Origin of the sequence: Streptomyces violaceusniger Tu 4113 (assembly GCF_000147815.2) — a bacterium.
Classification (GTDB): Bacteria; Actinomycetota; Actinomycetes; order Streptomycetales; family Streptomycetaceae; genus Streptomyces; species Streptomyces violaceusniger_A.
Map to the genome: position 1 here is coordinate 4854635 of NC_015957.1, position 26507 is coordinate 4881141.

A 26507-nucleotide genomic window follows, 5' to 3' on the forward strand; every position below is an offset into this window, starting at 1 on the left:
CCATGAAAGCCGCACCGTTCGCCTACGTTCGTCCCTCGCGTCTGTCCGACGCGATCGCCGAACTGGCGGAGACCCGTGGGGGCGGCAAGGTCATCGCGGGTGGGCAGTCGCTGGCGCCGGTGCTCGCCATGCGGCTTGCCCGCCCCGACACGCTGATCGACATCAACTCCATCGAAGAACTCCGTGCGCTGACCCGCTCCGGGTCGGCCCTGCACATCGGCGCGGTCGTACGGCAGCGGCGGGTGGAGCGCGACCCGCTCAGCAGAAGTGTTCCCTTGCTGCGCCTGGCGTTGCCCTGGGTGGGCCACCGCGAACTGCGCAGCCGGGGGACGGTGTGCGGCAGCCTCGCCCACGCTGACCCGGCTGCCGAACTTCCCGCCGTGGCCTGCTGCCTCGACGCGGAGTTGACGCTGACCGGGCCGAGCGGCCACCGGCGCGTGTCCGCCCGGGATTTCTTCCACGGCGCGATGACCACGGCCCTGACCCCCGACGAGATCCTCACGTCTGTACGGCTGCCCGTGGCCGCCGAGGGCGAGGGGTTCGGGTTCGCCGAAATCGCCCGTCGCCACGGCGACTTCGCGCTCGCGGGCGTCGCCGTGAGGGTACGTCTGCGCGCCGGCCGTCCGGAGGCGACGATGACCGCGTTCGGCGTATCCGACCGGCCGGTCACCCGCGATGTCTCCGAGCAGCTCGCCGCCGCGGTCACCGGCGGCGACGCGCTCGCGGGCCGGCTCAAGGGACCGCTCTCCGCTGTCGCCGACGAGATCGTGGACACCGACGGCGACGTCCACGCGTCCACGGACTATCGGCGCCGGCTGCTTCTCGCGCTGGCCGGCCGGGAGTTGTCCAAGGCTTACGAGCGCGCCCGCGACGGCGCCGAGGAGGTGACCACGTGACCGTCAACGAAGCCGTGTCCCGCGGTGAGGCGGGGCCCCTCACACCGCGCCCGGTGAAGGCGGGCCCGGACGATCCGGTCGAGGTCCGCATGACCGTCAACGGGACGTCCACGGTGCTCAGCCTCCCGGCGCGGGTCACCCTCGCCGACGCGCTGCGTGACCATCTCGGCCTCACCGGTACACATATCGGCTGCGAGCACGGGGTCTGCGGTATGTGCACCGTGCTCGTCGACGGCGAGGCCGCCCGCGCCTGTCTGCTGTTCGCCGTGCAGCTGGACGGGGCGGACATCGTCACCGTCGAGGGCCTGGGACGGCCCGACGCCCTGCACCCGCTACAGGAGTCGTTCGGGCGTCACCACGCCCTGCAGTGTGGCTTCTGCACCCCCGGATTCCTGATGAGCTCCTACGACCTGCTGACCAACCAGCCGGACGTCACCGAGGAGGCGCTGCCGGAGGAGCTGTCGGGTGTCATCTGCCGCTGCACCGGGTACCGGAACATCCTCACCGCGGTGGGCGAGACCCGGCGCGCACACCCCGAGGGCGTCCCCGCGCCGGGCAACTGCGGGCGCACGGCACTCGTCGGCCGTGCCGGGCAGGGCGCGGACGCGTCCGACGGCCCGGATGAGGCCGAGGACACGGCGTCGTCGCGCACCCAGGACATCGTGCTGCCCAGCGGCGATCCCACGATCGCGGTGCGGATCACCACGGGGATCGAGCTGCCCGAGGACAGGGTCTGGGGCGTTCTCGACGACATCTACCTGCTGGCGCGCTGCCTGCCGGGTGCGGAACTCACCGATGACCACGGCAATGGCCACTACGCGGGCCGGGCCCGGGTCTCCGTGGGACCGGTCAAGCTGGCGTTCAACGGGGTGGCACAGATCCTCGAACACGACCGCGAGGCCGGTCGGCTGCGGGCCATCGCGCAAGGGCAGGACACCGGTGGAGCGCAGACGCAGGCGGACATCACCCTGACCACCGAGGCCACGGAGACCGGCACCGCGATGCACGCCGACGCCAAGGTCTATCTCACCGGCCGTATCGCCCAGTTCGGGCGCGCTCTCGCCGGTGACGTCAGCCGCCGGATGTTCGAGCAGTTCGCCGACGCCGTCACCGAAGCGGCGGCATCCGGGCGGGCCCCGTCCGGCCCGGTGAAGGCCCCCAGCGCCTTGAGCCTGGTGTTCGCCCCCCTGCTCGACCGCGTCAAGCGGCTGCTGCGCAGCGCCGGGAGGCGGTGGCGGAGCGGCCAGGAGAAGGAGCGTTAGAACCAGGTGTCAGTGGCACCCCTCCTCATGGACCGCGATGCGACCGCGCGAGCGTTGACAGGATCTGAAATCTCGCCTAGCTGCCGATATATTGAGCAACCATCCTAAACATACGGTCCATTGCGTATGGTGGTGCCGCCTGCGAAGAGCGTCGACGATGACCGGGACATTCCATGCACGAATTCCCTACGAGTCGCTGGACCCGCTGACCATCGGCGTCATGGACGACGAAAGCAACGTCCGCCGCGAAGAACTCGAACTCGACATCCCCGAGCGGGATCTGCTCGCGGCGATCTACCCCGACGAACCCCCCGCGGTGCCGAACACCACCGAGGAGGCGCGGCGCGCACTGGCCAACCCGGTGGCCGGGCCGAGTCTCGCGCAGTTGCTCGAGGGCGGCCGGAGCATCACGGTCATCATCCAGCGGATCCGGTTGCGCGGGAGGGGCAGTACGGCATCGGCGCCGATGACGGGCCAGTGCGGCTGGGCCGGGGCGTCCGGGGTCGCCGCGATGGACCGGTCACCGCCCGCGCCGACCGGAAGACACAGGGCGCGACCCACCTGCACGAGCTCACCCGTGACCTGGACCTCGACGCGTTCGTGCTGTTCTCCTCGCTCGCCGGCACGGTCGGCGCCTCGGGCCAGGGCACCTACGCACCGGCCAACGCCTACCTGGACGCGCTGGCCGAACACCGGCGTGCCGAGGGGCTGCCGGCCACATCGATCGGCTGAGGCGTGTGGGCCGGGGACGGGATGGGCGACGGCCCCCTCGGGGAGGCCGCGCGACGGCACGGAGTTCCGGGGATGTCCCCGCAGGACGCGACCGCGGCGTTGCGGACGGCCGTGGAGCACGGTGACGGCGCCATCGTGCTCGCCGACATCGCATGGGACCGCTATCACACGGCGGTCACCGCGTTGCGGCCGAATCCGGCGTTCTCGCAGATCCCCGAGGTCGGCTCGCTGCTCACCGAGGGCACCGCCCCGGCGGACGCCACCGATCCGCTCGCGGTCGTGCGCGCCCAGACGGCGGCCGTGCTCGGCTACGCCTCCGGGGCGCACGTCGACCCGCACCGGCCGTTCCACGCATTGGGATTCGACTCGGTGTCCGCCGTCGACTTCCGCAACCGCCTCAACGCCGTGACGGGGCGCTCCCTGGTGACCACCGTGGTCTACGACCACCCGACGCCCGCCGCGCTCGCCGACCACCTGCGCGCGGGGGTCGGTGGCGGCACACCGGACGGGACGGCCCGCACGCATGCGGTGGCGGACCCGGCCGTCACCACTGATCCCATCGTCATCGTCGGCATGGCCTGCCGCCTTCCCGGCGGCGTCACCTCGCCCGACGAGCTGTGGCAGCTCCTTGCCGAGGAACGCGGCACCGTGGGACCGCCGCCGCGCGAGCGGGGGTGGGACCTCGCCGCCCTGCCCGACGACTGCGTGACCACGGCCTCCTACCTGGACGACATCGCGGCCTTCGACGCGGAGTTCTTCGGGATCTCCCCCCGGGAGGCCCTGGCCATGGACCCGCAGCAGCGGCTGGTCCTGGAGACCTCGTGGGAGGCGCTGGAACACGGCGGCATCGCGCCCGGCAGCCTGGCCGGCAGCCGCACCGGAGTGTTCCTCGGCAGCACCGGCCAGGACTACTACGCGCTCCTCACCGGCGCCGAGGCCGACGACGCCACCGGCCACGTGGGCACCGGCAGCGCGGGCTCGGTGCTCTCCGGCCGGATCGCCTACTCGCTCGGACTGGAGGGGCCCGCCGTCACCGTCGACACGGCCTGCTCCTCCGGGCTGGTCGCCCTGCACCTGGCCGCGCAGTCGCTGCGCAACGGCGACTGCACCACGGCACTCGTCGGAGGGGTCACGGTCATGACCACCCCCCTGGGCCTGGCCGAGTTCTCCCGCCAGGGCGGGCTGGCCCCCGACGGCCTGTGCAAGGCGTTCTCCGACTCCGCGGACGGCACCGGATTCGCCGAAGGCGCGGGCATGCTCATGCTGCAGCGCCTGTCCGACGCCCGCGCCGCGGGACGCCACGTATGGGCCGTGGTGCGGTGGCGTGCGGCTGCCCCTTTGTGCTGCGGCACATGGGCGCGGCGCGCGCCCCGGGGCGGCTCCGCCACCGGCGAGCCCGTACCCCTGAGGAAACGCCTGGCGTTTGCTGATTCGCCGACGTTATGCCCGCGGCGAACCGGAAGGTGTGAGTCAGGCCGTTCCTGCGGGCCTCCGCGTGCGCGAGCCGACAGCTTGCCGGGCACCATGCCGGCGGGCGTGGCCGTCCCCTGGGAAAGCGGCGCCCCACACATATCGGACGACCTTGGCAATATCGATCTCAACATTCTCATTGCCCTGGACGCTCTGCTCGCCGAACGCAGTGTGACCAGGGCGGCGGAGCGGGTCTTCGTGGGACAACCGGCGATGAGCGCCTCGCTCGCCCGGTTGAGGAGCCATTTCGGGGATCCGCTGCTCGTGCGGCAAGGGCGGGGGATGACGCTGACCCCGTTGGCCGAGTCGCTGGTGCGGCCGACGCAGGAGGCCCTTTCGGCGGTGCAGGCCGTCATGGGCGCGAGCAGGACGTTCGATCCCTCCGACGGCCCTCCCCGCACGTTCACCGTGATCGCCAGCGACTACGCCCAGGCGGTGCTGATCTGGCCCATCCTGCGCAAAGTGGAGGCGGAGTCGTTGAACATCCGCATCAACGTCTTCCCCGCGCAGGCCGACTTCATCGACCAGCTCCGCCGGGGACAGTGCGATCTGCTGATCTGGCCGACCAGTCTTGCCCAGAATCTGTCCGGCTTCTTCAGCGAGACGCTGTTCACCGACGAGTTCGTGGTGGCTGTCGACGAAAACCACCCCGGGGTGGGGGACACCATCACCGTCGAGGAGCTGCGGCGGCTGCCGTTTCTCGGCGTGAACGGGCCGATGACCTCGATCGTGGAGTCCTACTTCGACCGCGTGGGCGCCCGGCTCCGGGTCGCCGCCGACATCGGGGGTTTCGCCATGGCCCCCCATGTGGTGCTCGGGACCCGTCTGGTCACCGTGCTCCAGGGACTCCTCGCACGCGAGACCAAGGGGGCGGGGCTCAAGACGATGCCGCTGCCGGTGCCCATGACCACGCTGACCGAGGCCATGTACTGGCATCCCCGCAACAACCAGGATGCGGCCCACCGCTGGCTTCGCCACCAGATCTTGGAGGTCTCCGCGGGACTCAGGCTCTGACCCGGCGCCGAACGACACCACGCGGCAGGACGTGGCCAGCAGCTTCAGATGCCAGAGCTGTGCGTGCTTCTCCAGCAGTTGCAGGCCGACCGCGCCGTGCGGCCCGAACCGGGCGGTGAGCGTGACCACCAGCACCTCGTGGTCAGGGTCGGCCGGCAGCGCCCGCAGGTCGGCGATGCCCTATCGAACAAACTGCCCGGCATGCGCCGGCCAGGCCCCGGACAACTGGGGGTGACCCGTTCGGCGGGGCACGTCCCGGGGCGGTGGTGGGGGAGTCACCGGTGACAGCATCGTCACCGGCAGGCTGTTGAGCCGTGTAGCAGATCGGTTGTCGACCGCGCAATCCGCGTGACGCCGACGGCGGCGAATTCGCTTGTGGTGCCCGGGGCCATGGTGACGGGTCACGGCCGACTCTACCGTTCCGGCCACGTCTGGTGCTTCCGGCGCACAGCGACGCGTCGGTGGCCACAGGAACACCGGGAGCGCATCAACCGAAGGAGCACTTCCATGCCAGTCCCCCCACGCCAGGCACTGCCACGGAGTCGATGGAGCCGCATCGCGGCCCGGCTCCTCCCCGTCGCCGCCCTCGTGCTCGGAGCCGTTCTCGCCGGGCCCGCGCCCGCCGCGAACGCTGCGGTCACCCTCACGAAGGTGGGCAACTTCGGCTCCAATCCTGGCGCGTTGAACATGTACGTGTACAAGCCGGCGTCGCTGCCCGCGAACGCGCCCGTGGTCGTCGCGCTCCACGGGTGCACACAGAGCGCCCAGGTCTACGCCGACAACTCAGGGCTGCCCGAGCTCGCGGACCGCGACAAGTTCGTCCTGGTGCTCGCGGAGACCACCTCGTCGAACAACCTCACCAAGTGCTTCAACTGGTTCCAGGCCGGGGACAATCGGCGTGACCAGGGCGAGGCCCTGTCGATTCGGCAGATGGCCGACCACGCCGTCTCGGCATATGGCGGTGACTCCAAGCGGGTCTACATCACCGGACTGTCCGCCGGCGGTGCCATGACCTCGGTCATGCTCGCCACCTACCCCGATGTCTTCTCCGCCGGCGCGGTCGTCGCGGGCCTGCCCTACAACTGCACGAAGAACACCAGCCCTTACCTGTGTATGAACCCCGGGCTGGACCTCAGTCCGGGCGAGTGGGCCCAGCGGGTGCGCGAGGCGTACCCGTCGTACGAGGGACCGTGGCCGCGCACCGCCATCTGGTACGGCGACCGCGACACGACCGTCGTGCCGCGCAACGCCACCGAACTGCGCGATCAGTGGACGGCGTTGCACGGGCTGTCCCAGACGCCCACCCGCACCTCCAGCATCGGCCCCAATGCCACCCAGCACGACGAGTACGTGACATCCGACGGCACGGTGGCCGTCGAGGTCAACAAGGTCCCCGGCATCAACCACGGCACGCCGGTCGACCCCGGCACCGGCGCTGAACAATGCGGCAGCACCGGCGCCCCGTACTTCCTGGACTCGATCTGCTCCAGCTACTGGATCACCAAGTTCTTCGGTCTCGGCGGCTAGGGACACGGTCGCCGACAGCGGCTGCTCCCGCTCGCACGCCCGCGGCTGTCGTACTCGGCGAGGTGAAACGGCCCGTCATGGTGTCCGGCACCCCTGTCCGGGCCGCCGCCATGGCGGGCCCGCACATGTCCCGTGTGGTGACGGTGCCTCTAGCCTCCGGCTCGTCCACCACTCGACTCGGAGGAGAACCGGATGTCTCCACCCCGCACAGCCTGCGCCCCACCCGGCGGACGGCCCGGACGGCGTGCCGCTCGCGGAGTACTGTCGCTCGTGGGCGCCTGTTCGCTCGTCTTCGCATGGGTCGCGGCGGTGCCAGCGGCCGGCGCGGAGGGCACACCGGGCGGCCGCTGCTCCGGATACGCCCTGCCGCACGTACCGGGTGCGGCCCACCAACAGGCCGACTGCCTGGACGAGTTGACCACAGCCGGAACGGTGGCCTCGGGCCACACGGATCCGGCCGACTTCGCCGGGCTCACCCCCAAGGACCTGCCCACACCGAGCGGCGTTCCCGGGATCCAGATCGACGGCTACTTCCCCGACACATCGGCCACCAACACCAACCACGGCTGGAACCACGACGCGCAGTTCGTCATCCGGCTGCCCGACCATTGGAACGGCGGTCTGGTGGTATCCGGTACCCCGGCCAACCGCGAGCAGTACGCCAACGACCGCGCGATCTCCGACTGGGTGCTTTCCCGCGGCTACGCCTTCGCCGCCACCGACAAGGGCAATACCGGCCCCACCTTCTACCGCGACGGCCGCAGGCCCGGTGACGCCGTCGCCGAGTGGAACAAGCGCGTCACCCAGCTCACGCGCGCCGCCGGAGCCGTCGTCACCCAGCGGTATCACCGGCCCCCCGTCCGCACCCTCGCCACCGGCATGTCCAACGGCGGCTACCTGGTGCGCTGGCAACTGGAGAACCACCCCGAGCTGTACGACGGGGGAGTGGACTGGGAGGGCACTCTGTGGCGCACCGACGGCCCCAACCCGCTCACCTTCCTGCCGCCCGCGCTGCGCGCATACCCGGCGTACGCCGCCGGCGGGGCCGGAGCCGAGGACGCCTGGAAGGCCATGCGCAAGGCCGGCTACCCGGCGGGCTCGGAGTTTCTGTGGCCCTACCACCACAAGGTCTACTGGGACCTGACACAGCGCATCTACCGCGAGGAAGCCGACCCGGACTTCGACGGAGCGACCGAGGCGGGCACCCCCTACTGCGCCCCGGGCACCCCTGGCTGTGACGCCGACTACGACTACGCCACCCGGCCGCCCGCGGTCCACCGTGCCGTCGACCGCATCGCACTGACCGGACGCATCGGCAAACCGCTGATCACCCTGCACGGCACGCTCGACGCGCTGCTGCCCATCAGCAAGGACTCGGACGTCTACGCCCGCATGGTGCACCGGGCCGGTCGGGGCGCGCTGCTTCGCTACTACCGAATCGAGGACGGCACACACGTCGACTCCCTCGTCGACGCCCACCCCGGCAAGCTCCGCCCGATCGTCCCCTGCCACCGCTCCGCCTTCGCGGCACTGGAACAGTGGCTGACCGGATCGGGCCGCCCTCCGGCGGACCACACCGTTCAGCGCCCGGCCGACGCGGATCCCGCGACACTGCTCACGAGCTGCCCGCTGGACCAGGGCGTGTATCGGAAGTAGATCTTGAAGTGGGATGATCTTGCCTTGTGGCACGAGGAGATCTGACGGATGCGCAGTGGGCCAGGCTGGAACCGCTGTTGCCCATGGGTAAGAAGCCAGGTCGACCGCCGACATGGACAAGGCGGCAGCTGATCGACGGCGTGCGGTTTCGCACCCGTACCGGTGTGCCGTTGCGGGATGTGCCTGAGCGATACGGCCCGTGGGCGCGGGTGTACGACCTGTTCCGCCGCCGGCAGCGGGACGGCACCTGGCAGGGGATCTTCGCTCAACTGCAGGCCCAGGCCGATGCCAAGGAACTCATCATCTGGGAGATCAATGTCGATTCCACGGTCTGCCGGGCCCACCAGCACGCCGCCGGGGCGAGGAAAAGGGGGAGTTGCAGGTCAAGCCACCCGGCGGGGGCCAGCGCAGAGCCCGACGACCATGGTCTTGGTCGCTCACGAGGTGGCCTGACCACCAAGCTCCACCTGGCCGTCGAGCAAGCCCAGAAACCCATGTCGATTGTGATAACCGCCGGGCAGCGTGGCGACTCCCCGCAGTTCGAGCAGGTCCTGAACAAGATACGTGTCGCCCGCACCGGTTCGGGTCGGCCGCGGACTCGGCCCGATCGGGTCCGCGCCGACAAGGCATACGCCTCCCGCAAGAACCGCGCTCACCTAAAAACGGGGCATTCGCTGCACCATGCCAGAGAAGGTCGATCAGGCCCGCAACCGCCGGCATCGTGGCTCGCGCGGTGGCCGTCCGCCAAAGTTGGACGGAATCGACTATCGAGCTCGGCACGCGGTTGAGTGCGGGATCAATCGCCTCAAACGGCACCGGGCCGTGGCCGCGAGATATGACAAGCTCGCGGTCCGCTACGAGGCAACCGTGCTGGTCGCGGCCACCAACGAATGGCTGTGACCACACGCTCGCACCGGTCCTTCGATATCCCATTGCCGAGGAGCCGACAGGCCAGCTACATTCCCCCAGCCGTCCGTCGTTGCGGACCGGCGCTGTCGACGAGGAGGTGTGGAGCACATGCGCAGGAGTGCCCAGCAGTTGAGCCCGCGTACTTACCTTTGCCACCTCCTCACGACGGAGACACCTTGTCGCTTCGTATCACCCCACTGACCGACCCCGCTCACGGGCCGCACAGCCAGCGTCTTGCATGGCTGGCGTCCGACGCCGAATCCATCCCTGTCGGGACGGCCTTTCTGCGGCTGTTCACCGATCCCGGACAGGAGCACCTGGCCGAACTGACCCTCCGTGTCCATCCCGCGGAGCGACGCAAGTGCGTCGGTTCCCGGCTCCTCGACGCTGCCGTGGGCGCCGCCCGGGACAGTGCCCGACGCTGCGTTATCGCGCAGGCTGAGGCCGTATCGCCTGGCGACCACTTCCTGGTGGCTCGCGGTTTCCGCAAGGTCCTCACCCTGAGGTTCTCCCGCTTGCCACTGGGCGATGTGGACACCACCGCCCTCGCCGAGATCATTGAGCGTCCGCATCCCGGCTACCGGCTGGTGTCATGGCAGGGAACCGTCCCCGACGGCCTCGCCCAGACGTTCGCCACCTCACGTCACGCCATGGACGACATGCCCATGGACGACACCGACTACGGCACCGTGACCTGGGACGTGGACCGCGTCCGGGCCGCAGCGAAGGTCGTCGAACAGCGCGGCGACCAGCTGCACACCGTCGTCGCCATCGACGCCTCCAACGGCTCGATCGCCGCGTTCACCGAACTCGTTATTCCTGGCAACGGCACAGGTGATGGCCAGCATTACGGCACCGGCGTGCTGCCCGAGCACCGTGGACACGGCCTCGGCCGATGGATGAAGGCTGAGTCGATCCGACAGGCCCATGGTCACTATCCGGACCTCGGTGGCCTCCTGACCGACACCGCCGACAGCAACACGCACATGAGACAGATCAACGACAGTCTCGGGTACACACCCACGCACACGACACACCAACACCAGCTCGACCTTTAGCGGCGAGCAAACGGGCCGGACCTGGACATCACCTCGTCCGGCCCGTCGACGCTTTCGACACACGGGCGTAGGGGCATGGTCAGGCTCCTTGCGAGAGGGACGCACAGGTGGGCCACGGTGTCGTCGACAGGACGGCTTGCCGGAGCCGCTGCCGGGCCCTCGACCGGCAGCGGCTCCGGCCCCGGTTCACCCGGGGCCCATTAGCTGCGGAACGGCCCCGTCACCTCATAGGTGATACCGCCTGACGAACTGCCGCTGGTGCCGCGCTGGCTGGAGAAGTACAGCCGCCTGCCGTCCGGCGAGAACGCCGGGCCGGTGATCTCCGAGCCCGACTGGCCGTCGATACGCAGGAACGGGGCCACCACGTCGTCCGGGGTGATGACACAGATCTCCATGTTCCCGCCGTCCTCGGCCACGAACAGATCGCCGGAGGAGGCCCCGGTCACGTTGTCCACACCGGTCAGCGGGGCCGTGCCGCCGGTCACCAGCGAATCGTCATAGGCCAGTTCGATCGTCTGGGCGGCCGCGTCGTACTGCCACACCCGGTTGTCGCCCTTGGTGGTGAACCAGCAGGTGTCGTTCGCGTAGTAGCACCCTTCGCCACCGTTGAACCGCTTGGCCCCGGCCACCTGGTTGCGGGTGGCGGTGGCGCCGGTCGGATCCGGTATGGCCGCCCAGGTGACGGGGCCACTGGTTCCGGAACCGGCGACCATGACCTCCAGCCTGCCGGAGGACAGGTCACCCCACGTCGCCGGCGTGAAACGGTAGAAGCAGCCGTCCGTGACGTCCTCGGTCATATAGAGGGTCCGGCGGACGGGATCGGCCGCCGCCGCCTCGTGCTTGAAGCGCCCCATCGCGTCGCGCCGTACCGCGGCCTTCACGCCCCATGGGTCGGTCTCGTACACGTAGCCGCGGTCGACCTCCTCACAGGACAGCCAGGTGTTCCACGGGGTCTTGCCCCCCGCGCAGTTCTGCCGGGTACCGGAGAGGACGCGGTAGGCGCCCGTGACCGTCCCGGTCGAGGAGAACTTCACCGCGCTCGCCCCGCCCGACGGGCTGATCTCGGAGTTGGAGACATAGATCCAGCCACTGCCGTCGGCGTAACAGGCCCCGCCGTCCGGGGCGTCGTGCCAGGTGTACGAGGTGCCGGCGACCGTCTTCCGCGAACGGGCGACAACCCGGCTGGTGAACCCGGCGGGAAGCCGTACGCCGTTGGCGTCCGTCGAACCGAGCGCCCCGTACGGGCCGGCGCCCGGCTGCGCCGGTGCGGCGTACGCGGCGCCGCGCCACAAGGTTCCGCCGAATGCTGCCGAGGAGCCGCCGATGACGGCGGCACGCAGGAGGGTGCGACGTTTCACTCTCGCTCCAAGGAGTGTCGTGACCGTTCCCCGCCGCCGACCGACGGCGGGGTCCCACGGTCATGGACTCTAGCCAGGCAGGACCGCGCGACGTACCGGCCGTCGGCGACGCGAAACCGTGGGGGCTGCCGGACTGAACCGGGGCTCCCCTCCCAGCGGCCCGGGGCGACGCCTCATGCCCCGGGCCCGCTGACCCTCGTGCCCGGCCCGGACATGCCGGTAGTGCCCCGGCGCGCCCTTGTGGCCGGTGCGGTACAGCCTGCGCAGGGGCGTGTCAGGTGAGCAGCCACATGTAGGACGAGGTGAGGCCCGAGGCCAGCCAGAACGATCCGGAGGCGATCCCGATGATGATCAGTACCGCCAGCGTGCTGTCTATCTTTTCCACCCGCGGAGACGGACGCCGGGGCTCCAGGTCATGTGAACTCACCCGTCCACCATATATGGCAAGAAGTGGGTGTGTGTGGCGGCTTGTTGAGGACCCTGACAAGGCGAAGTGATCGGAGCCCGAATCGACCGGCAGCCATCGGGCATCGGCCCGGGCCCTTCAGGCCGGAGTGCCAACCGAGGTTCCACCTGCCCACGTGATCCTCGTCGAGCCCGGTCGCGTCCATCTGGTACGTCACGGCCCTGATCTTCGCGCCCTCCGGTACTTCGAAGATCACCTACCCGGCGGCCCGCTCGCCCGGCTGGAGGATCAGGGAGGTCCAAGGACTCGCCGACGGTGGGGGACCCGGGCTTGCCGACGTACTTCTTCCCCGTCGAGTCGATGACCTTCGCCCCGTTGTACCCGGCGTCGTGGTAGGTGCCGGATCAGTCCGGCGACGACTGGAATCCTGGTACACAACGGCGTACGTGGAATGCCGGTCGTGTAACCGAACGGCATCAAAGGGGCGGCCCGGGGCGCCGGTGCGGCCGTCAGCCGGAGTTCCCGCTCGGCGCCTTCGTCACCGTCACCGTCACCGTCACCGGCACCGGTACCGGCGCCCCCGCCGCCCGTACCGGCTCGGTCCTGTTCACCTTGCCCGCCGTCGTCCTCCACGCGCTGCTCATCGCCGCCTGGGCCGTGGTCGCCTGCGGCTCACTGGGCCACGCCGCCGCGCACGCGGGCGGCCGAAGGGCCGTGCGTCATCCGGTGCCGGTCGCGGTGCCGGTCGCGGTGCGGCTCAACGGAAAGCCGCCGCACAGGTCTTGACCTACTCCACACGCCACCCGCAGAGTGCTCGGTAATGCGCATAGGTAATGCGCATTACCACTCGGTGGGGGAGAAGGAATCAAGCGTGGAGCAGTCGAGGAAGCGGGCGAAGCCGGGGCGCAATCCGGGCTCGGTCGGCCGTACGTCACGCCCGCGGCAGGCGGAGGTGGCCCAGCTTGCCGGGGTCTCGCAGGCCACGGTCTCGCTGGTGCTGTCGGCCCGCACGGACGGCAAGGCGGCGACGATCTCCGAGGAGACCCGGGAGCGCGTTCTCGACGCCGCCCGCAGCCTCGGGTACGTGCACGACCCGGCCGCGCGGCGGCTGGCCGCCGCCCGCAACAACCTCCTCGGCGTCTTCAGTTTCACCGCGACGTTCCCGACGGACGTGCAGCACTCGTACTACCCCTTCCTCGTCGGCGTGGAGCAGGAGGCTGCCGCCCGCGGCTACGACCTGGTGCTCTTCACCGGGTCGAGCGCGGGCGGGCCGGACGCGCTGAGCCGGGTGCGCCTGGCCGACGGCTGCCTCTTCCTCGGCCGCCACGCGCCGCGCGCCGAGCTCAAGCGGCTCGTGGCCGACGGGTTCCCGGTGGTCCACCTGGGCCGCCGCGAGGAACTGGAGGGGCTGGCCTGGGTCGGCGCCGACTACGTCAGCGCCAGCCGCGCCGTCGTGGAGCATCTGGCGGCGCTGGGTCACCGGCGCATCGTCCTGGTGCGCGAGGACGACGACGCCCCGGCGTCCACGGACCGTCAGCGCGGCTTTCTGGAGGGGCTGGCGGCCGTCGGCGCCGACGCGGGCCCGGAGGCGGTGCTGCGCTGCGCCGACCCGGCGGGCGAGGTGACGGCGGAGCGGGTGCGCGCGCTGGTCGAGGACGGGGCGACGGCGTTCGTCGCGGAGGAGACGGACACCGGTGCGGCCTGGCGCGCGCTGGACGCCGCCGTACGGGAGGCGGGGCTCGGCTGCCCCGGGGACGTCTCGCTCGGACTGCTCGGCGGCCCGCCGCCGGACGTGGCCGCGGCACCCGTGCCCATGGGGTTCGACGTGCCCCGGCACCAGCTCGGCGCGGCCGCCGTCCGGCTGCTCTCAGCCCTCGTGGCCGGCGAGGAGACCCACGAACCCCTGGTGGCCTGCGCGTTCCGCGCCGGCGAGACGGCGGGTCCGCCCGGCCGGCGGCCATGACGCCCCCTGACGAACACCGCAGTTCGGACACGACCCCAAGGAGCAGCGTGATAGCGGAACCGGACATCCTGATCGTCGGTGGCGGCCTCGGCGGAGTCGCCGCCGCGCTCGCCGCCTGCCGGGCGGGCCGACGCGTGGTGATGACCGAGGAGACGGACTGGATCGGCGGTCAGCTCACCGCGCAGGCGGTGCCGCCGGACGAGCACCCCTGGGTGGAGCAGTTCGGTACGACGGCTACGTACCGGGCGCTGCGCGAGGGAATCCGCGCCTACTACCGGCAGTGGTACCCGCTGCGCGCCGAGGCGCTGGGGCTTACGGAGCTGAACCCGGGAGCCGGCCGGGTCAGCAAGCTGTGCCATGAGCCGCGGGTGGCGCTCGCCGTCCTCGAGGGCATGCTCGCCCCGTACCGGGCCGCGGGCCTGCTGACCGTCCTGACCGAGCACCGCGCCGTGTCCGCCGAGACGGACGGCGACATGATCCGCGCGGTGACCGTGCGCGACCTGCGCTCCGGCGGGCGGACCACGTTCACCGCCCGGTACGTCGTCGACGCCACGGAGACCGGTGAACTGCTCGACCTCGCCGGTGTGGAGCACGCCAACGGGGCGGAGGCGCAGGACGAGTTCGGCGAGCCGCACGCCCCCGCCGCGGCGCGGCCCGAGAACCAGCAGGGCATCACCGTGTGCTTCGCGCTCTCGCACCACGAGGGCGAGGACCACACCGTGGAGCGGCCAGAGGACTACGACTTCTGGCGTTCCTACCGGCCCGACTTCTGGCCGGGTCCGCTGCTCGGCTTCGAGGCGCCCGACCCGCGCACCCTGGAGTCCGTGCCCCGCACCTTCCTTCCCAACCCGGACCTCGACCCGCTCGCGGTCAGCGCCGACCAGAGCGCCGACGCCGGGGACAAGGAGCTGTGGGGATTCCGCCGGATCCTCGCCCGCGGACTGCACCGGCCGGGCGCCTTCGGCTCGGACATCACCCTCGTCAACTGGCCGCTGAACGACTACTGGCTCAAGCCGTACATCGGCCAGGAGGCCGAAGCCCTGCACGAGGCGCGCCAGTTGTCGCTGTCGGTGCTGTACTGGCTGCAGACGGAGGCACCACGGGCGGACGGCGGCACCGGCTTCCCGGGGCTGCGCATCCGACCGGACGTCACCGGCACCGCGGACGGTCTGGCCAAGGCGGCCTACGTGCGCGAGTCGCGGCGCATCAAGGCGGTGACCACCGTCGTCGAGCAGGACGTCGCGATCGACGTGGTCGGTCCCCATGGCAGGACCCGCTACCGCGATTCGGTCGGGGTCGGCGGCTACCGCGTCGACCTGCACCCCTCCACGGGCGGCGACACCTACATCGACGTCGGCTCCGTGCCGTTCGAGATCCCGCTCGGCGCGCTGGTGCCGCGCCGGGTGCGGAACCTGCTGCCCGCCGGCAAGAACATCGGCACCACCCACATCACCAACGGCTGCTACCGGCTGCACCCGGTCGAGTGGAACGTCGGCGAGGTCGCGGGCGCGCTCGCCGCGCACTGTCTGGACGAGGGCGTGGAGCCCCACCAGGTGCAGGCCGAGGACAAGCGGTTCGAGGAGTTCGGCCGCCTCCTGGACCGGGCGGGTGTGCAGCGCCGCTGGCCCGACGTCCGCGGCTACTGACCCCGTCCGACAGCTTGTCCGGCCCCCGTCCCGTACCACGCGAAGCACGTCAACACACAAGGAGGTGCCCGCCATGACTCCAGACCGCCGCATCCGCGTCGGCATCGACGTGGGTGGCACGTTCACCGATGCCGTGGCGGTCGACGCCGCCGCGCTCACACTGGTGGGCCAGGTGAAGGTGCCCACCAGCCACCACCACGAGGACGGTGTCGCCCACGGCATCGTCGAGGCGCTCGAACAGCTCCTGGCGAAGCTCGACCGGACGGCGGGCGACGTCGTGTTCCTGGCGCACGGCACGACCCAGGCCACCAACGCCCTGCTGGAGGGCGATGTGGCCACGGTCGGGCTGATCGGGATCGGTGACGGGCCCGGCGCGGTGATCACCCGGCGGCTCGCCGCCTTCGGCAAGCTCGAACTCACCCCCGGCAAGCGGCTTCCGCTGGTGTACGCGCATGTGGCCGATCCGTCCGCGCAGGCCGAGGTGCGCGCGGCCGTGGAGCGGGTGCGGGCCGAGGGGGCCGAAGTCCTCGTCGCCACGGAGCCGTTCGGGGTGGACCGGCCCGAGGGCGAGCAGGCCGTGCTCGACGTGGCGCGGCCCACGGGGCTGCCGCTGGCCGCGGCCCACGAGATCACCTCGATGTACGGGCTGCACAAGCGGACCCGGACGGCGGTGGTGAACGCCGCGATCCTGCCGCGGATGCTGGCGACGGCCGATCTGGTGGACGCGTCCATCACAAAGGCCGGGGTGACCGCGCCGCTGATGGTGATGCGTTGCGACGGCGGCGTGATGTCGCTGGACGAGATGCGCCGGCGCCCGCTGCTGACGATCCTGTCCGGCCCGGCGGCAGGCGTCGCCGGAGCCCTGATGCAGGAGCGGGTCAGCGAGGGCGTGTTCCTGGAGACGGGCGGCACCTCCACCGACATCAGCGTGGTGCGGCGGGGAAAGGTGGCGGTGCGCCACGCGACGATCCTCGGCAAGACCTCGTATCTGAGCGCCCTCGACGTCCGTACGGTCGGGGTCGGCGGCGGCTCCATGGTGCGGGTCTCCCGCGGGCAGGTGGCCGGCGTCGGTCCGCGCAGCGCGCACATCGCGGGCCTGCCCTACGCCTGCTTCGCCTCGCTCGAGGAACTGCGGGACGCCCGGGTGGCGATGGTGCGGCCGATGGCCGGTGACCCGGACGACTACGTGGTCCTCGACGCCGCGGGCGGCCGGTTCGCGGTGACGATGACATGCGCGGCGAACGCGCTCGGACGGGTCGGGGAGGAGGACTTCGCACGCAGCGACCAGGAGGTCGCGCGGACCGCCCTCGCCCCGCTGGCCGCCACACTCGGCACGGATGTGGCCGGTGCGGCGCGGTCGGTGCTCGACGCGGGGACGGAGCAGGTCAGGTCGGTGGTGGACGCCATGATCCGCGACTACCGCCTGGACCGGGACACCGCACTCCTGGTGGGCGGCGGTGGGGGAGCGGCGGCGGTGACGCCGCACCTGGCCGCCTCCACCGGGCTCGAAGGACGCATCGCCCGGCACAGCGAGGTCATCAGCCCCATCGGGGTGGCGCTCGCGCTGGTGCGCGAACAGGTCGAGCGCATCGTGCCCGGCGCCACCCAGGAACAGATCCTCGCGGTACGCGCCGAGGCCGAGCGGGCGGTCGTCGCCCAGGGCGCCGCCGCCGACGGCGTCGAGGTGGAGGTGACCGTCGACCCGCAGACCAACACCGTCCGGGCGGTCGCGACGGGCGCCACCGAACTGCGCACCCAGGACCGGGCGCACCGAGCCGATGCCGACGAGCGGCTGCGCGCCGCCGCCACCAGCCTCAAGACACCCGAGACCCGCGTGCGGACGCTGGCGGGGACGGACGCGTACACGGTGTACGGCACCGAGGTGCGGCGCCGGTTGCGGACGGACCGCCATCCGGTGCGGGTGGTGGACGCGGACGGTGTGGTGCGGCTCGGCGCGGCGGACGCGCGGGTGGAGACCATGACGGTGGAGGGCTCCGGCGAGGCGCTCGCCGCACTGGTCCGCGACGCGACCTCCTACGGTGACGGAGGCATACGGGCCCCGGCGGTGCGGCTCCTGGTGGGCGGCCGGATCGCGGACCTCTCCGGGGTCCTGGAGCCCGAGGCGCTGCTCGCCCTGGCCCGCGCCGAGCTGCGTCCGCGCGGCGCCGGGGAGCCGGTCGTCGCCGTCGTGGAGTCGCGGACATGAGCGGTGACCTTGACGTGGACCTCGCGGTACGCCTGCTCGGAGGGACACCCACGCACGAGGGCCGTGATCCCGTGCTGCTGCGCCACTGGGCGGTGGCGGCGACGGAGTTCGGCCGCCGGATGACCCCGCGGGCTGAGACCGTGCGGGTCGTGGAGCGGGACGGCGGACTGGACGCCGGGCTGCTGGCCCGCTACCGGTCCCGGCCGCCGGTGGTCGAGGTGTACACCGACACCGTCGAACGGGCCGAGCGGCTGGTCGCCGAGCGCGGCTGGCGCCACTGGTTCCCGGAAGGGTCGGTGCGCGCCGCCGCCCTCGCCCACGAGCAGGCGCACGCCTGGCTCCACCACACCGCGGTGCGCGCCGAGTTCAAGCGGGCGCTGGGCCACACGGCGCTGCGGTTCGGTCGGCGCCGCCTGTACGCGTACGTCGCGGGCGCGGACGAGGTCGCCGCGCACGCCTACGCCCACGCCGCCTGCGGTCTGGGCCGCAGCCCTCTGCTGCTCACGGAGGCGCTGGCCGCCGCCGTGTCCTGCGAAAGCGAGAACTGATCGATGGGTGTCGTCATTCTGCTCGTCATGGCGGCGGGAGTCGCCGTCATGCTCACCCGCAAGCTGCCCACGGCGTTCGCCCTGGTGCTGCTCGCCGTGGTGATCGCGTTCCTGGCGGACGCGCCGCTCACCGGCAAGGGCAGCGTGCTCGACACGGTGCTCCAGGAGGGGGCGCCCGCGCTCGCCGCCACGATGATCGCGATCCTGCTGGGCTCGTGGCTCGGCAAGCTCCTGGAGGAGACCGGTATCGCGGGCACTCTGGTCCGTAAGATCGTCGAATTCGGCGGCGACCGGCCGGTGTTCGTGGCGCTCGGCGTGCTCGCCGTGTCCGCGGTGGTCGGCACCGTGACCGGATCGGCGCCCGCCGCGATGCTCGCCGGTCTGATCGGTATCCCCGCGATGATCGCGGTCGGCATCCCCGAGGTGACCGCGGCGGGCACGGTCCTCATGGGGATCGCCGTGGGCGTGCCGTTCGAGCTGCCGGTGTGGCAGTTCTTCTCCACCGCCCTGGACCTGCCCATCGACACGGTGCGCGGCTTCATGGTGAAGCTGTTCCCGTTCGCCCTGGTGGCCGCCGTCGCCTACGTCCTCGTGGAGTCCCGGCGCCGCGGCGTCGAGCACACCTGGTCCCTGAAGTCGGTGCAGGCCCGGCCCTCGCGCGGCGACCGCCGCCGGCGGCTCGGCGACGCCCCCTGGTACGCCCTGCTCACCCCGGCGGTCCCGCTCACCCTCGCTCTCGGCCTGGACGTGGCCATCATCCCCTCACTCCTCGGCGGCGTGCTGTACGCGCTGGTGACGACGACCCGGCCGCGAGAGATGAACCGCCGCCTGCTGCGCACCCTCTACGGCGGATTCGAGGTGGCCGCCCCGCCCATCACCCTCTTCGTGGCGATCGGCATCCTGCTCGCCGCGGTCAAGCTGCCCGGCGCCGTCGACGCCCTGCAGCCCCTCGTCAAGTCCGTCAGCCCGCAGAACACCGTCCTGTTCATCCTCGTCTTCACCCTGCTGGTGCCGCTGTGCCTGTTCCGCGGCCCGCTGAACGTCTTCGGCCTCGGCGCCGGCATCGCGGGCGTCCTCGTCGCCACCGGCATCTACCCGGCCGTCGCCGTCCTCGGCATGACCGCCTCGTACAACCAGGTCTTCGGCGTGTCCGACCCGACCAGCACCCAGACCGTGTGGAGCGCCCAGTACGCGGGCGTCTCCCCGCACCAGGTGATGCTGCGCACCCTGCCGTATGTGTGGGCCGTGGCCTTCGGCGGCATGTGTGTCACCGCCTTCACCGAGCTGTGACCGAAGCCGAGGCGCCCCACGCCTCGACCGAACCGCGCGGCCACCCCACCCCGTAGCCACCGAACCCCCGGCCACCGAATCCCTGGCCACCGAATCCCGTAGCCACCGATCCCGCAGTATCCGACCCAAGGAGCCGATCATGCCCGAGCCGCAATCCGGCCTCGACCGCCGTATGTTCCTGCGCGCCACCGCCGTGTCCGGCGCGGCGCTCACCGTCGGCGGGCTGGCCATACCGTCCGCCTCGGCCACGCCGTCCGCGTCGGCCGCGCCCGGTGGATTCCCGAACTACGCCTACGTCCGCACGCTGCTCACCCCGTCGAAGCTGAAGTACAACCCGACGGGCGAGATCATCTTCCCCACGATCCGCGGGGTCTACGACAAGCTGGCCAACCCCCTGGGCCGGTACTACCTCTACTACGCGCCGCACGACGCGCCGGGCGGCATCTGCCTGGCCTACGGAAACTCCCTGGAGGGCCCGTTCACCGAGTACCCGTCGAACCCGATCGTGTCCAACAGATGGGACCCGCACTACTCGGTCAGCCACGTCTCCTCGCCGCATGTGCTGTGGAAGGAGGACGTCAAGGAGTTCTGGCTGTACTTCCACGGCGAGAACACCACCACCCGCCTCGCCCGCTCGAAGAACGGGATCCACTTCACCTACGACAAGGTGGTCCTGAACACGTCCATGATGCCCGCCGGCACCACCGAGACGTCCTACGCCCGGGTGTTCCAGTACGACCTGCCCTCCCGCGGCGCCCACTACGTCATGCTCTTCATGACCAACAACACCACCGACCACCGGGACATCGGCTGGGGCTGGTCCGCGGACGGCCGCAACTGGACCTTCGCCCAGACGCCGCTGGTGCGCCACTCGGACGTCGGCGCGATCAACGTCGGCGGCCCGCACCTGCTGACCCGCGGCGGCTCCGCGTTCGTCGTCTACAACAAGGACAAGACCAGCGGCGGCGACATCATGATCACCGAGGTGGGCAAGGACTTCTCGCTCCGCAAGCACCTCGGCGTCTTCTACAACTCCCGCTCATCGGCACCCGAGAACGGCCGGGCCGCCGCCCCCTCCTTCGGCACGGACGGCGGCGTCCCGTACATGATCTACGAGGCGGGCGAACGCCTCGCCGGATCCATCGCCATGGCCCGCGGATAGACACGGTCCTCGCCGGAACCGGGTACGCACCGCCTGACCATCCGCCCTCCTGAGGAAGACAGTCCCGCATGGCGCTCTTCGACCTTCCACGCGAACAGCTGCACCGCTACCGCAGCGCCTCCGCCGAACCGGACGACTTCGACGCGTTCTGGTCCGCCACACTGACGGAGGCCCGGCAGCACGACCTCGACGCCCGCTTCGAGCCCGTCGACACGGGCCTTGCCACCGTGCGGGTGTACGACGCCACGTTCGCAGGCTTCGGCGGTCACCCGGTCAAGGGCTGGCTGACGCTGCCCGCGGAGGTCGCCGAGCCGGTGCCCCTCGTCGTGGAGTTCGTGGGGTACGGAGGCGGGCGGGGGCTGCCCCACGAGCACTTGCTCTGGGCGTCCACCGGCCGGGCGCACTTCGTGATGGACACCCGTGGCCAGGGCAGCGGCTGGGGCGGCGGGGGAGGCACTCCGGATCCGGTGGGCGCCGCCCCCGCCTACCCGGGATTCATGACCCGCGGGATCGACGCGCCGGAGAACCACTACTACCGGCGGGTGTTCACCGATGCCGTGCGGGCGGTGGAGGCCGCCCGCACGCATCCGCTCACCGACGCCTCCCGTACGGCGGTCATCGGGGAGAGCCAGGGTGGAGGGATCTCCATCGCGGTGGGAGGGCTGGTGCCCGATCTGCTGGCGGTCGCCCCGGACGTGCCGTTCCTGTGCGACTTCCCGCGCGCCGTCACCCTGACGGACTCGGGCCCGTACCGGGAGATCGGCCTGTTCCTGCGCACGCATCGCGGTCGTACCGAGGAAGCGCTGCGCACGCTCTCCTACTTCGACGGCGTCCACTTCGCCGCTCGCGGCCGGGCCCCCGCGCTCTTCTCCACCGCCCTCGAGGACCAGACGTGCCCGCCCTCCACCGTGTTCGCGGCCTTCAACGCCTGGGCCCACGAGGAGAAGTCCATCGAGGTGTACGACTTCAACGGCCACGAGGGCGGCGGGCCGTACCAGGCGGCGGCGAAGCTGAGGTGGCTCAGGCCCCGGATGTGACCCGGGCGGCGGCCCGGACCGCCGCACGACCCCCGAAACGGCTGGTGGGCGGCCCTGCCCCCACCAGCCTGCGAGCCCTGCCCGGAAACACCCCGGCGGCACGGACGGCCCCCGGGAAAACCGGTGAACGGCTGACGTCACACCCGTTGACGCGCGGACCGGGACCGCCGAAGAATGTGCGGCACCCCTCCTCTGACAACGTTGTCCAGCCTATGAGGTATCGCCCCGTGTCGCATCCATCCCTGCCCTTCGACCGCCGCCGGTTCCTGCACCTCGCCGGTCTCACGGGCGCGCTGGCCGCCCTGCCCCCGCTCACCGCGGCCGCGAGCGCCCAGGCGGCGCCCGGCCGCACGGATACGCCGCCCGACGCCGTCGCGGCCACCTACCTGCGGGTGCTCCTGGACCACACCCGGTGGTCCGAGACGCAGTGGGACCAGGCCCAGGGCCACTACCGGGCCAAGGACTTCGGGTTCGCCGTGGTCCTCGGCAACGCGGTCCTGCTCACTCACGGCACCTACGACGCGGCGCGTGCGGGCACCGACCGGGAGACCCTCGAGCGGCGCACGCTCGCCACCATCCGTCACTTCGCCGCGTCGAACCGGCTCACCGGCGGCGGCGAGTGGGGCCGCACGCTCTTCTTCGACACCACCTTCCAGTCGTACTTCGTCCTCGCCGCCCGGCTGCTGTGGAAGGACCTCGACACCGCGACGCGGCAGAACGTCGAGACCATCGTCCGCGAACAGGCCGCCTACACCGTGTCGTTGGGCAGCGGCGACGACCCCGCCTCGGGCGACTGGACGCCGAACGGCCTGAGCGGCGGACACGTCGGCGACACCAAGCTGGAAGAGATGGGCCTGTACGCGCAGACCCTCGCACCGGCGCTCGCATGGGCTCACGACGACGGCCGCGCCGCCGACTGGGCCACGTGGTACGGCATCTGGTCGCGCAACGAGGCGGGGCTGCCGCCCGCCGACCTCGCCAACCCCGCCCGCGTGGACGGCGTCGCCGTCTCCGGGAACACCGCCCGCAACCTGTACGACACCTTCATCGTCGAGAACCACGGCTCCTTCGGCCCGCACTACCAGGAGGAGCTGTGGCGCACCTCCGGCCGCAACGCCGCGCACTTCCTGGCCGCCGGACGCCCCCTCCCGCAGGTCCTCGCCCGGCAGCCGAACGCCCAGCCGCTGTGGCGCACCCTGCTGGGCGTCATGAGCGACGCGGGCGAACCGCTGATGCCGATGGTCGAGGACCGCGAACACCTCTACGGCAGGGACGTCATCCCGCTCGCCTTCCTCTCCCAGGTGATGCGCGACCGGGCCGCGGCGCGCGCCGAGCGGGAGCTGGCGTCGCGGCTGGAGGCGTACCAGCAGTACCCGCCCGAGCACCGGTTGGCGAAGTTCTCGGGGGAGCCGAAGTACGAGCCGGAGGCACGCGCCGAGATCGCGATCAGCTACCTGCTGCATGTGTGGACGGCGGCGTCCGGGCGGCCCGTCGAGGCGCTCTCGCGCGAGGAACTGTTCGCGCATGCCTCCGGTGTCACCGACTTCGGGACCGGCCCCGGACTGGTGTCGCACCAGTCGCGCACCGCGTGGGCCGGTGCCGTGACGAAGCCCGGGTTCGTGAAGTTCGCCTGGCAGCCGGGGCACGACGACTGGCTGTTCCGGCTCAGCGGCGCGACCCCGATGTTCCTGCCCGCCACCGCCGCGAAGGTCCAGGACCGTACCGTGCGGGTATACGAGTCCCTGCGCGACGGCTTCGACGGCAGCGCGACGCTTCTGCGCCTCGACGGCGGCTGGGCCGGGTTCGCGACGCTCCCGACGGGCGCCGTCGTCTACGCGAGCAGCGGCACCGCCGACGCGGAGGGCCACCTCGAGGTGCACAACCTGACGATGCCCGGCATGCCGGGGCTCGACGGCGCGCGCACCTACCGCTTCGAGGAGGGCGAGGCGACCGTCCGCGCCCGCGACACCTCCACCGGCACACCCGCCGGACGGATCGACGACCTCGGCTTCACCCCCACGACGGTGCGCCACGTCCGCATGCTCGGCGTGCGGCCCGACCCGGCCTACGGGTACTCGCTGTACGCCTTCGAGGTGCGCGACGGCGCCCAGGGCGCGGACCTCGCGCGCGGCGGGTCCGCCACCGCCTCGTCGGCCGACGCCGGGAAGGGCGCGCCGCTCGCCGTCGACGGCGACGCGGCCACCCGCTGGGCGGTGTCGAGGGCCGACCGTCCGCGCGCCGACAGTTGGCTGGCCGTCGACCTCGGCGCCGAGCGCCGGATCGACCGGGTCACCCTGCGCTGGGAATCGGCGGCAGGACGCGCCTACCGCGTCCAGGGTTCCACGGACGGCCGGGACTGGAAGGACCTGGCGACCGGGCCGGGGCCGGCGGTGAGCAGCCGCGGCGGCTGGCTCGACGTCGAGGGACGCGCCGGGCTCGTGGTGCGTAACGGCCGCAACCCGATCGGCGTCTACGACGACACGATCGTCCTCGGCGACGGCCCGGCGGCACCTCTCCTCGTCGAGGGCTTCCCCGGCACGTCGGCCGGGAAGCTGCGCGCGATCGCCCGGGGGACCGCACCCACGGCGGAGCACACCGAGGTGCGCACGACGCTGACGGACGGGCACCTGACCCTGTTCAACCTCTCCGGCGAGTCCGTCAGAACGCGGATCACGATCCCGCGCACCGGCACGGACACGGTGGTCTTCGAGGGCACGCAGAGGCTGACCGCCGACGGCACGTCCTTCGAGGCCGCGCTGCCCGCCGCCACGGCGGTCGTACTGCCCCCGCGCTTCACGCTCACCCCCCTCACCAGCCGGCGCCTGCCGCCGGGGCTGCGGGTCCAGGTCGTCGACGGCGCGACCGTGCGCCTGTCCGGGGCCTCCTGCACCCTGCGCGTCGGGGCCCAGGGGCGCAGCCAGGTCGCCGTCGTCCGAGCGGGCCGGGCGATCACCGTCGTCCTGGCAGGGGCGGCCGCCCACCCGTACGACGACCTGGCACTTGGCAGGACCGTGTTCCCCACGAGCCCGCTGCCGGAGGGCATGTCCGACCCCGCGGCGGCGGTGGACGGCGACGCCCGCACGGCGTGGACGCCGGGCACCCGCGGCCGCATGGTCGTGGACCTCGGCGCGGCCCGCCCGGTCCGCTCGGTGGAGACCGAGTGGACGACGGGCGCGGTACCGGGCGCGAAGGTCGCCTTCAGTACGGACGGGATCACCTACCGGGACGCCGGGACCCTCACCGGCCGGGGCCGCGTGCGCCGGCTGACCGCCTCCGAGACGGCCCGCTACGTCAGCCTCGAGATCGACGGGCCGTCGCCTGCGGCGGTCTCACGCCTGCGGCGCCTGACGGTGCGCTGACCGCTCCGCGCCCGCCGGGCTGTGCGGCCGTCGACCGCGCCGTCGCTCGCCCGGCGGGCACTTGAAGTGCGCATGCCAAAGGCATCAGGTATCGGTGGCGATGCGCTGCAGCACTGTGGTGAGTCGATTCAGGCCTTCGCCCTGGAAGGCCTGGACGGGAACCGAACCAAGCTCGTTGCTACTCGGTTCCCACGCCGGCCAGAAGCTCCGCCGTGCCTTCGGGGGCCTCCACCGGGAAGTGGTGGCTGCCCAGGTCGACGGGCACGATGTTGAAGCGGTCCCCATAGCGGTCGATCGCTTCCCGCGTCACCAGGTCACGTATCGCGAACACGGTGATCGGCTGCTCTGTCGCGAGCAGCGCCGCGTCCATGTCCCAGCGCATCAGACCCTCGATGGAACGCAGACCCGCGGGCTGCCGCACCGCGACCATCTTCTCGAAGTACGAAGCCTTGAGGGCTGTGTCGGTCCCTGCCGGCGAACCGGCCTCGACGAGGCCGTGCACCCCTCCGGCGAAGTCCTCACGGAACATGCCCAGCATCGCATCGGTCTGCTCTTCGCTCAGCGCGGGGAACAGGGACAGATAGTGCAGCGCGTCGAGTGCCACCACATGCGAGACCGTGTCGGGGAGCAGCCGGCCGACCTCGACGGCGACGGCCCCGCCGAGGGAGTGCCCGGCCACGACGCACGTGTCCACCGACTCGGCTTCCAGTACCGCCGCCACGTCGCGAGCGAACTCTTCCATGGTCCAGACGTCCCGTGTCGACCGCGACTCGCCATGCTCGGCGAGGTCGATGGCGAGAACGCGGTAGTCCTCGGGCAGATGGTCGGTCACCGCGTCGTAGTCGCCGCGGTTGCACGCCCAGCCGTGGATGAGAGCCAGCGTCGGCCCTCCGGCCGGACCGCTGGCCGTGTACCGGATCGTCGTGTGGTCCGATCGCTGAACCTCGAGGTGCTTCCTGGTCCTGCTCGCGGTCGTCACGGTGTCTCCTTGCTCTGTTCCGGATGGTA

General features: G+C 71.6%; 19 protein-coding genes and 4 pseudogenes. 18 read left to right on the plus strand and 5 right to left on the minus strand.

The genetic code is table 11. The features are described from left to right. Window positions 1-2 precede the first annotated feature (2 nt). The 3 genes and pseudogenes from STRVI_RS20015 to STRVI_RS55980 all read left to right on the plus strand — a co-directional run. Window positions 3-896, plus strand: a complete 894-nt coding sequence (locus STRVI_RS20015) for an FAD binding domain-containing protein (RefSeq protein ID WP_014057497.1) — start codon at window positions 3-5, stop codon at window positions 894-896. Beyond that, complete coding sequence (locus STRVI_RS20020; RefSeq protein WP_014057498.1) at window positions 893-2158, plus strand: 2Fe-2S iron-sulfur cluster-binding protein; 1266 nt, start codon at window positions 893-895, stop codon at window positions 2156-2158. Before STRVI_RS20015 ends, STRVI_RS20020 begins: the two co-directional genes overlap by 4 nt. A 220-nt stretch (window positions 2159-2378) precedes the next feature. Continuing rightward, window positions 2379-2522, plus strand: a pseudogene (locus STRVI_RS55980) (hypothetical protein); the annotation flags it as partial. 56 nt (window positions 2523-2578) lie between these two features. Here STRVI_RS55980 and STRVI_RS54435 read toward each other — a convergent pair. Then, window positions 2579-2698, minus strand: a pseudogene (locus STRVI_RS54435) (enterochelin esterase); the annotation flags it as partial. Window positions 2699-2740: 42 nt separating this feature from the next. Between STRVI_RS54435 and STRVI_RS54440 the strand changes: the two are divergent. Further along, on the plus strand, window positions 2741-2890 hold the full coding sequence (locus STRVI_RS54440) for a KR domain-containing protein (RefSeq protein WP_251982912.1): 150 nt from the start codon (window positions 2741-2743) through the stop codon (window positions 2888-2890). A gap of 72 nt (window positions 2891-2962) precedes the next feature. Then, the gene (locus STRVI_RS55575) at window positions 2963-5374 is read left to right on the plus strand and encodes a beta-ketoacyl synthase N-terminal-like domain-containing protein (RefSeq protein ID WP_050993697.1); all 2412 of its coding nucleotides are present in this window, start codon (window positions 2963-2965) and stop codon (window positions 5372-5374) included. Here STRVI_RS55575 and STRVI_RS56400 read toward each other — a convergent pair. After that, window positions 5372-5548, minus strand: a pseudogene (locus STRVI_RS56400) (HAD-IIIC family phosphatase); the annotation flags it as partial. The gene STRVI_RS55575 and the pseudogene STRVI_RS56400 overlap by 3 nt on opposite strands. Window positions 5549-5881: 333 nt before the next feature. On the opposite strand from STRVI_RS56400, the pseudogene STRVI_RS20030 reads away from it, so the two are divergent. The 4 genes and pseudogenes from STRVI_RS20030 to STRVI_RS20040 form a co-directional block, all read left to right on the plus strand. Next, window positions 5882-6898: pseudogene (locus STRVI_RS20030) on the plus strand (extracellular catalytic domain type 1 short-chain-length polyhydroxyalkanoate depolymerase); the annotation flags it as partial. Window positions 6899-7093: 195 nt separating this feature from the next. Next, entirely contained in the window at window positions 7094-8557 is a 1464-nt protein-coding gene (locus STRVI_RS20035; protein WP_014057500.1) for a 3-hydroxybutyrate oligomer hydrolase family protein, read from the plus strand. A 26-nt stretch (window positions 8558-8583) separates the two neighbouring features. Next, window positions 8584-9457 (plus strand): IS5 family transposase gene (locus tag STRVI_RS48050; RefSeq protein ID WP_251982672.1). Its coding sequence is split into 2 segments (ribosomal slippage): window positions 8584-9218 and window positions 9217-9457, totalling 876 coding nucleotides; the frame shifts between segments, so codons are not numbered across the junction. Between the two features lie 185 nt (window positions 9458-9642). Continuing rightward, window positions 9643-10524: a GNAT family N-acetyltransferase gene (locus tag STRVI_RS20040; protein WP_014057502.1), complete on the plus strand. Its 882-nt coding sequence runs from the start codon at window positions 9643-9645 to the stop codon at window positions 10522-10524. A gap of 200 nt (window positions 10525-10724) precedes the next feature. Here the strand turns inward: STRVI_RS20040 and STRVI_RS20045 are convergent, their stop codons facing one another. Both STRVI_RS20045 and STRVI_RS52755 read right to left on the minus strand, forming a co-directional pair. Then, a complete protein-coding gene (locus STRVI_RS20045) occupies window positions 10725-11882 on the minus strand; it encodes an alkaline phosphatase PhoX (RefSeq protein WP_014057503.1) in 1158 nt (385 codons plus the stop codon). 274 nt (window positions 11883-12156) lie between these two features. Next, the gene (locus STRVI_RS52755; RefSeq protein ID WP_014057504.1) at window positions 12157-12309 is read right to left on the minus strand and encodes a hypothetical protein; all 153 of its coding nucleotides are present in this window, start codon (window positions 12307-12309) and stop codon (window positions 12157-12159) included. 375 nt (window positions 12310-12684) lie between these two features. On the opposite strand from STRVI_RS52755, the gene STRVI_RS20050 reads away from it, so the two are divergent. From STRVI_RS20050 to STRVI_RS20090, 9 genes are all read left to right on the plus strand, one after another. Next, window positions 12685-13074: a hypothetical protein gene (locus STRVI_RS20050; RefSeq protein WP_014057505.1), complete on the plus strand. Its 390-nt coding sequence runs from the start codon at window positions 12685-12687 to the stop codon at window positions 13072-13074. 85 nt (window positions 13075-13159) lie between these two features. Continuing rightward, a complete protein-coding gene (locus tag STRVI_RS20055; protein WP_086019629.1) occupies window positions 13160-14251 on the plus strand; it encodes a LacI family DNA-binding transcriptional regulator in 1092 nt (363 codons plus the stop codon). Between the two features lie 47 nt (window positions 14252-14298). Then, window positions 14299-15897 (plus strand): FAD-dependent oxidoreductase, encoded by a 1599-nt coding sequence (locus STRVI_RS20060; protein WP_014057507.1) that lies wholly within the window; start codon window positions 14299-14301, stop codon window positions 15895-15897. Between the two features lie 73 nt (window positions 15898-15970). Next, entirely contained in the window at window positions 15971-18103 is a 2133-nt protein-coding gene (locus STRVI_RS20065; RefSeq protein ID WP_014057508.1) for a hydantoinase/oxoprolinase family protein, read from the plus strand. Next, window positions 18100-18651, plus strand: coding sequence for a hypothetical protein (locus STRVI_RS20070; RefSeq protein WP_014057509.1), 552 nt, complete (start codon window positions 18100-18102; stop codon window positions 18649-18651). Before STRVI_RS20065 ends, STRVI_RS20070 begins: the two co-directional genes overlap by 4 nt. A 3-nt stretch (window positions 18652-18654) precedes the next feature. Continuing rightward, complete coding sequence (locus tag STRVI_RS20075; protein WP_014057510.1) at window positions 18655-19941, plus strand: TRAP transporter large permease subunit; 1287 nt, start codon at window positions 18655-18657, stop codon at window positions 19939-19941. A 139-nt stretch (window positions 19942-20080) separates the two neighbouring features. Then, the gene (locus STRVI_RS20080; protein ID WP_014057511.1) at window positions 20081-21103 is read left to right on the plus strand and encodes a hypothetical protein; all 1023 of its coding nucleotides are present in this window, start codon (window positions 20081-20083) and stop codon (window positions 21101-21103) included. Window positions 21104-21171: 68 nt separating this feature from the next. Beyond that, window positions 21172-22140, plus strand: a complete 969-nt coding sequence (locus STRVI_RS20085; protein ID WP_014057512.1) for an acetylxylan esterase — start codon at window positions 21172-21174, stop codon at window positions 22138-22140. Window positions 22141-22367: 227 nt separating this feature from the next. Next, window positions 22368-25499: a discoidin domain-containing protein gene (locus STRVI_RS20090; protein WP_014057513.1), complete on the plus strand. Its 3132-nt coding sequence runs from the start codon at window positions 22368-22370 to the stop codon at window positions 25497-25499. 178 nt (window positions 25500-25677) lie between these two features. On the opposite strand, the gene STRVI_RS20095 is transcribed toward STRVI_RS20090, so the two are convergent. Beyond that, window positions 25678-26478, minus strand: coding sequence for an alpha/beta fold hydrolase (locus tag STRVI_RS20095; protein ID WP_014057514.1), 801 nt, complete (start codon window positions 26476-26478; stop codon window positions 25678-25680). Between the last annotated feature and the right edge of the window lie 29 nt (window positions 26479-26507).